This is a genomic window from Aeromonas sp. D3, assembly GCF_027705025.1.
GTDB lineage: Bacteria > Pseudomonadota > Gammaproteobacteria > Enterobacterales > Aeromonadaceae > Aeromonas > Aeromonas salmonicida.
The window spans coordinates 88,373-95,030 of record NZ_JAPDBE010000017.1; the positions used below are offsets into that span (position 1 = coordinate 88,373).

Annotated in this window: 5 protein-coding genes; 1 reads left to right on the forward strand and 4 read right to left on the reverse strand. The window is 60.4% G+C overall.

Features of this window, described 5'->3' with window-relative positions; all coding sequences use genetic code 11:
- Nucleotides 1-20: 20 nt before the first annotated feature.
- The 4 genes from arnD to arnB are packed head-to-tail and all read right to left on the reverse strand — an operon-like array spanning nt 21 to nt 5,021.
- The gene (gene arnD, locus OKC28_RS12020) at nt 21-920 is read right to left on the reverse strand and encodes a 4-deoxy-4-formamido-L-arabinose-phosphoundecaprenol deformylase (protein ID WP_270689359.1); all 900 of its coding nucleotides are present in this window, start codon (nt 918-920) and stop codon (nt 21-23) included.
- Nucleotides 913-2,904: a bifunctional UDP-4-amino-4-deoxy-L-arabinose formyltransferase/UDP-glucuronic acid oxidase ArnA gene (gene arnA, locus OKC28_RS12025; RefSeq protein WP_270689360.1), complete on the reverse strand. Its 1,992-nt coding sequence runs from the start codon at nt 2,902-2,904 to the stop codon at nt 913-915. Before arnA ends, arnD begins: the two co-directional genes overlap by 8 nt.
- Entirely contained in the window at nt 2,901-3,878 is a 978-nt protein-coding gene (arnC, locus tag OKC28_RS12030) for an undecaprenyl-phosphate 4-deoxy-4-formamido-L-arabinose transferase (protein ID WP_059168506.1), read from the reverse strand. The genes arnA and arnC overlap by 4 nt, the downstream gene beginning before the upstream one ends.
- A gap of 6 nt (nt 3,879-3,884) precedes the next feature.
- Entirely contained in the window at nt 3,885-5,021 is a 1,137-nt protein-coding gene (gene arnB, locus OKC28_RS12035; RefSeq protein ID WP_270689362.1) for a UDP-4-amino-4-deoxy-L-arabinose aminotransferase, read from the reverse strand.
- Nucleotides 5,022-5,301: 280 nt separating this feature from the next.
- Between arnB and OKC28_RS12040 the strand changes: the two genes are divergently transcribed.
- The gene (locus OKC28_RS12040; RefSeq protein WP_270689364.1) at nt 5,302-6,657 is read left to right on the forward strand and encodes a UDP-glucose dehydrogenase family protein; all 1,356 of its coding nucleotides are present in this window, start codon (nt 5,302-5,304) and stop codon (nt 6,655-6,657) included.
- Nucleotide 6,658: the final 1 nt, after the last annotated feature.

The window sequence follows — 6,658 nt, forward strand, 5'->3', positions numbered from 1 at the left end:
TCCGCGATGTGAGTAAGAGTCTAGACATCGGCCTTGCAGCCAAGCCATCCCTCTCGCCCCGGCAGGGTGCCGCGCACCAGCCGTCCGGCATCCAATTGAGCGGGATCCGGGGGTAACAGACTCCCCAGCGGGACAAAGCGGATGCCGCGAGCGCGAGCCTCGGCCAGCAGCGCATCGAACTGATCCGCCATGACGATCCCTTCCACCTCGGCGTGAATGGTGTAGACGTGAGGCGCCACCTGCGGCGGCGTGCTGAGCCGGTCCAACATGAAGGCGTTGAACTGCGCCGTCGTCACCTCTGTGCCGACCACCTCGTCGAAGGTGGGCAGGTTGACTGGGATCTGCGGCGTACCCGGTCGGCCATCCTGCAGCAGGGGTCGAAACAGGCCGCTGCCACGGCAATCGCTGTTGTAGCGAAAGCCGAACGCCTCCTTGGCCTGGGTGGTGAGCGGGTCTGCCCGCCAGCCAGCGGCGGCGGAGCAATCCACCTCCCGCCCCAGGATCTGGTTGAGGGCATCCACCCCCAGCCTTGTCTGGTGAATAAGCGTCGCTTCATCCCAGCGGCCCGTATTGGCCTGCCAGCCGTGGTGATCCCAGGCGTGCAAGCCCACCTCGTGGCGGGCGCTGTCGGTATCGCGCATCAGGGAGCCCAGCTGCTTGCCGATGGACTTGCCGGGCCAGGCGGTGCCGGCCAGCAGAATATCCAGCCCATAGAGGGATGCCGCGTTGGAGCGCAGCATCTTGAGCAGGAAGCGGGGTTTGAGCAGGCGCCACAGGTGGCGCCCCATGTTGTCGGGGCCCACGGAGAAGAAGAAGCTGGCCTTGATCTGATGCCGGTCGAGGGTTTGCAGCAAGCGGGGAACCCCGTCACGGGTCCCCCTGAAGGTATCAACGTCGATCCGCAGACCCACATCAATCATGCTCGACTCCCGTGCTGACCGCCCCTTGCAGGAAGAAGTCCAGGGTCTTGCCGATGGTCTCTTCCATTTCGATGGTCGGTTCCCAGTCGAGCAGGCGGCGGGCATTCTTGATGCTGGGACGGCGGTGGGAGACATCCTGATAGCCGTCACCGTAGAAGGACTTGCTCTCCACTCGCTTGAAACCGGCAAACGGCGGGAAGTGGTGGCGCAGCGGGTGAGCCTCGAACTTGCCGAGCAGCACTTCGGCCATCTGGAGGATGCTGGCCTCGTTGTCCGGGCTGCCGATGTTGATGATCTGGCCATCACAGCGGTTGCCCTTGTTCTCTATGATGCGGAACAGGGCCTCGATGCCGTCCTCTATGTCGGTGAAGCAGCGCTTCTGGGCGCCGCCATCCACCAGCTGGATCGGGGTGCCGTCCACCAGATTCAGGGTCAGCTGGGTGATGGCGCGGGAGCTGCCGATGCGGGCTGAGTCCAGGCTGTCCAGCCGCGGGCCCATCCAGTTGAAGGGGCGGAACAGTGTGAAATTGAGCCCCTCTTTCTTGCCATAGGCCCAGATCACCCGATCCAGCAGCTGCTTGGAGACGGAGTAGATCCAGCGCTGCTTGTGGATGGGGCCGACGATGAGGCGGGACTCGTCTTCATCGAAGCTGTGATCGTCGCACATCCCGTACACCTCGGAGGTGGAGGGAAATATGATGCGCTTGTTGTACTTCACGCAGTAGCGGACGATCTTGAGGTTCTCTTCAAAATCGAGCTCGAACACGCGCAGCGGGTTGCGGGTGTATTCGATGGGGGTGGCGATGGCCACCAGCGGCAGGATCACGTCGCACTTCTTGATGTGATACTCGATCCACTCTGTGTGGATACTGATGTCCCCTTCAACGAAATGGAAATGGGGGTGGTCGATGAAGCGTCCGAGCGCGCTGGCGCTGATATCCAGCCCATAGACCTCGTAACGGCCATCCTTGAGCAGACGCTCGGTCAGGTGGTTGCCGATGAAGCCGTTGACCCCGAGGATCAGTACCCTGGTCAATCGCTCCTTGCACAGGGTACTGCTGGCTTTGGCGCCGAGGCGCATGCCTGCCACCAGGCCCAGTTCACGGGCGAGCTGGGCACCGCGCACATAGAGTCCCCCTTCCGCCTGACCGGCCACGATTTCCAGTACCCCTTCACCGCAGGCAATGCGCAGCGGATCCTGGCTGAGGATGGTGCCGGGCAGCATGTCGCTATCCTGGGCTATGTGGGTTGCCTTCCACACCGTCAGCTTGCGATCTCCGGCGAAGCTGAAGGCGCCCGGATAGGGCTGGGTGACGGCGCGCACCAGGTTGTAGAGATCCCTGGCGGATTTATCCCAGTGCAGCTCGCCATCGGCCGGGGTGCGGCGACCATAGTAGCTGGCTCTGGACTCATCCTGCGGGGTGAGGCTGATGTCGCCCGTCCGCAACTTGGGCAATTCGGCGTCCAGCAAGGCTTTGGCGGCGAGGCGCACTTTGCCATGCAGGGTCAGCGCAGTGTCGGCCTCCTTGATGGCGACGGCCTGCTGGGCGACGATGGCGCCGGCATCGGGCCGCATCGTCATCTGGTGCAGTGTGATACCGGTCAGCTGTTCACCATTGACCAGACACCAGTTGATGGGGGCACGGCCGCGATAGGCAGGCAACAGGGAGCCATGGAGGTTGAAGGCGCCAGCGGAGGGGATATCCAGGATCTCCTGCTTGAGCATGTGGCGGTAATAAAAAGAGAAGAGAGCCTGGGGTGCCAACCCCTTGATGTGCTCTACCCAGAGCGGATGGTTGACATCTTCGGGGGAGTAGACCGGCAGACCGTGTTCGGCACAGAGCTGGGCCACGGAGCCGAAGAAGCGGTTCTCGCCCGGGTCGTCGGTATGGGTGAAGACGGCCTGGATCTCGTAACCTGCCTCGAGCAGGGCCTCGATACCGGTGCAGCCGATATCATGATAAGCAAAGACGACAGCTTTCATTGTTCAGTTTCCTGTTGCGAAGGGGTGGCGGTGCGCACTATCTGATGGATGAAGTAACGGGGGCGGGCGCGCACATCTGTGTACATGCGGCCTATGTATTCCCCCAGCAGCCCCATGCCCAGCAGTTGCACGCCGACGAAGGTGAAGAGAATGGCAAAGAGGGTGAAGACGCCATCGGCGGCCCAGTCGGCACCCATGACGAGGCGCATCAGGACCAGCAGTATGGAGAAGGTGAAGCCGAGCCCCGCCACCAGGCTGCCGACGATGCTGAGCAGGCGCAGCGGTGTGGTGGTCATGCAGGTGACCAGGTCATACATCAGGTTGATGAGGTGCATCAGGCCGTATTTGGATTCACCGTGGGCCCGCTCGGCATGGCCGACTTCCAGCTCTATGGTGCGCCGGGCGAAGCTATTGGCCAGGATGGGGATGAAGGTACTGCGTTCCTGGCAGCAGAGCATGGCGTCTATGATGTGGCGTCGGTAGGCCCGCAGCATGCAGCCGTAGTCGCTCATGTGGACGCCGGTCGCCTTTTGCACCGACTTGTTGATGAGGCGGGAGGCCGTCTTGCGAAACCAGGAATCCTGGCGGTTGCGGCGCACTGTGCCCACCACGTCATAGCCCTGCATGGCGGCCTCCACCAGACGGGGGATCTCCTCCGGCGGGTTCTGCAGGTCCGCATCCAGGGTGATCACCAGATCTCCCTTGGCGGTTTCGAAGCCGGCCATGATGGCGGCATGCTGGCCATAGTTGCGATTGAGCAACACGCCGACCAGCTTGCCGTCACTGTTGGCGGCGGCCTCGCTGATGATCTCGGTGGAGCCGTCGTGGCTGCCGTCGTCGATCAGGATCACCTCGTAATCCTGAGGCAGGAGCTCACAGGCGGCGGTGACCCGGCTCAGCAGCACGGGCAGACTGGCCTCCTCGTTGTAAACGGGGATGATCACCGAAACCAGCTTGATGTCTGTGTTGTTCACGTGTCGTTACTCCAATATGTCGGTGAGTGCCGCGACCACACGGTCAACGTCGGCCAGCGTCATGTCCGGGAAGAGTGGCAGTGTGCACAGGCGCGATGAGTTCCACTCGGTATGAGGCAGGCTGAGGGCGGGGTAGCGCTCGCGGTAATATTTCTGGGTATGGGCGGCACGAAAGTGCAGGCCGGTGCCGATGCCGCGCTCCTGCAGCGCCTGCATCAGTTGATCCCTGTCGAGACCGCAGCGCTCGGGGTCGACCCGCACTATGAAGAGGTGCCAGGCGTGCAGATGGGGATAGGTTGGGATGGCGAGTGGCGCCAGCGGCAGCCCTGCCAGTTTTTCCTGATAACGGGCGACCAGCCCGGCGCGCCTGGCATTGAGTTCGGGCAGGCGTGCCAGCTGGACCAGGGCGATGGCGGCGTTGATGTCGGTCAGGTTGTACTTGAAGCCCGGCGTTATTACCTCCGCCTGCGGTTTGCGGCCCAGCGTCATGCGATCGAAGGCATCCACCCCGAGACCATGAAACTTGAGCATGCGTACCTTGTCCGCCAGCGCCTTGTCATCGGTCACCAGCATGCCCCCTTCGGCGCAGGTCAGGTTCTTGATTGCATGGAAGGAGAAGATGGCGGTGCCGGTGGCGCCAATCCAGCGATCCCGATAGCGGGTGCCAATGGCATGGGCGGCGTCTTCGATGACGGGGATGTCGTATTGTCTGGCCAGCTTGAGAATAGGGTCCAGATCGACGGGGGCGCCGGCGTAGTGAACCGGAATGATGGCCTTGGTGTTGACTGTGATGAGCGGCGCGACCAGCTCTGCGCTGGTCATCAGTGTGTCTCTGTCCACGTCGACGAAAACGGGTTCGGCGCCGAGCAGTGTGATGAGGTTGATGGTGGACACCCAGGTCTGTGACGGGGTAATCACCTCATCCCCCGGGCCTATGCCCAGCGCCATCAGGGTGACGTGCATGCCAGCGGTGGCAGAGTTGAGCGCGACCGCATGCTGGCAGCCGTATGTGTCACAGAATTGCTGTTCCAGTTCGTGACTCTTCGGGCCCGTGGTGATCCATCCCGATTTCAGCACCTCACAGACAGCACTTATTTCGGCGTCGCCGATGGCTGGCTTCGAAAATGGCAGAAAGTCTTGCATAAGAGATCCAACAATGAATATTAATCAGTGCCCATCAGAACAGGCGGCCTTAAACATTAATTTCAACATAGCGTATATAAAATTGGCCCCGCAATGGCTCAGCAACAGCTGGTAACAATTCACTGTCAAAATCCATATGAAAGCGGGGTGGCAAGGGGGCAGAAACAGCTGGTAACAATTAAACGCTGCGACCATTTATAGGGGTGTGGTAAATATTTAAAATCCGAAAAATGCTCATTTTTCAACACTGCATCATCTCTGACATTCTGGTTGTATCAATATGAACATTACTGTATTTGGAAGTGGTTACGTGGGGCTGGTGTTGGCTACTGTACTGGCCGATATTGGTCATCAGGTTATCTGTGTCGATGTCGATGAACAGAAGGTGGCTGACTTGATGGCTGGTCAGGTTCCCATCTATGAACCCGGATTGGAGGCGCTGCTCCAGCGCAATATCAAGAGTGGTGCCCTGGTGTGTACCACGGATGCAATCCTGGCCGTCAAACACGGTGAGGTGCAGTTTTTGGCGGTGGGCACCCCACCGGGAGAAGATGGCTCTGCCGATCTTTGCCACGTGCTGGAGGTGGCTGACACCATAGCTCGTCATCGTGATGAGCCCGTCATCATAGTCAACAAGTCGACCGTGCCGGTGGGCACAGCCGACAAGGTGACAGCCAGGGTGCAGCTGGTTCAGCAGCAACTGGACAAGTCATTTGCCTTCGATGTGGTTTCCAACCCCGAATTTCTGAAGGAGGGCTCCGCCATCCAGGACTGTCTGCGGCCGGATCGCATCGTGGTCGGCACTCGCAACGAGGCGTCCCGCCAGCTGATGCGCGAGCTTTACGAGCCGTTCAATCGCAACCATGACCGCATCCTGTTCATGGATGTGCGCAGTGCCGAGCTGACCAAGTACGCCGCCAACTGCATGCTGGCCACCAAGATAAGTTTCATCAACGAGATGGCTGGCCTGGCCGAGCGGGTCGGGGCCGACATCGAGATGGTGCGTCAGGGGATAGGGTCGGATCAGCGCATCGGTTATCAGTTCATCTACCCTGGCTGTGGCTATGGCGGCTCCTGTTTCCCCAAGGATGTCAAAGCCTTGCTGGCAACAGCCCAGGAACTGCAATATGACACGCCGCTGATCCGGGCGGTGGAGCGCATCAACGAGCAGCAAAAATCGCGACTCTACGAGATACTGTCAGACTTCTTCAGCGCCCAGGGGGAATCCCTGGCAGGCAAGACGATCGCTCTGTGGGGGCTGGCATTCAAACCCAATACCGACGACATGCGCGAGGCCCCGAGTCGTGCCCTGATGGAGGCCCTCTGGCGTGCTGGCGCCACAGTGCAAGCCTATGATCCGGAAGCCATGCAGGAGACCCAGCAGCTCTATGGCTATTGTGACAACCTGAGGCTGATGGGGACCAAGGAGGCCGCCGTGTTTGGGGCAGATGCCCTGGTGATCTGCACCGAGTGGAACCATTTCAAAGCACCCAATTTTGCCACCATCAAGCAGGCATTGAAGCAACCGCTGATCGTGGATGGCCGCAACCTGTTTGATCCCTCAGAGATCCCCTCATTTTTAGAGACTCAAATAATTCCAAGTGTGCGGGTATATAAGCGGTGTTGCTTCAGGTAGT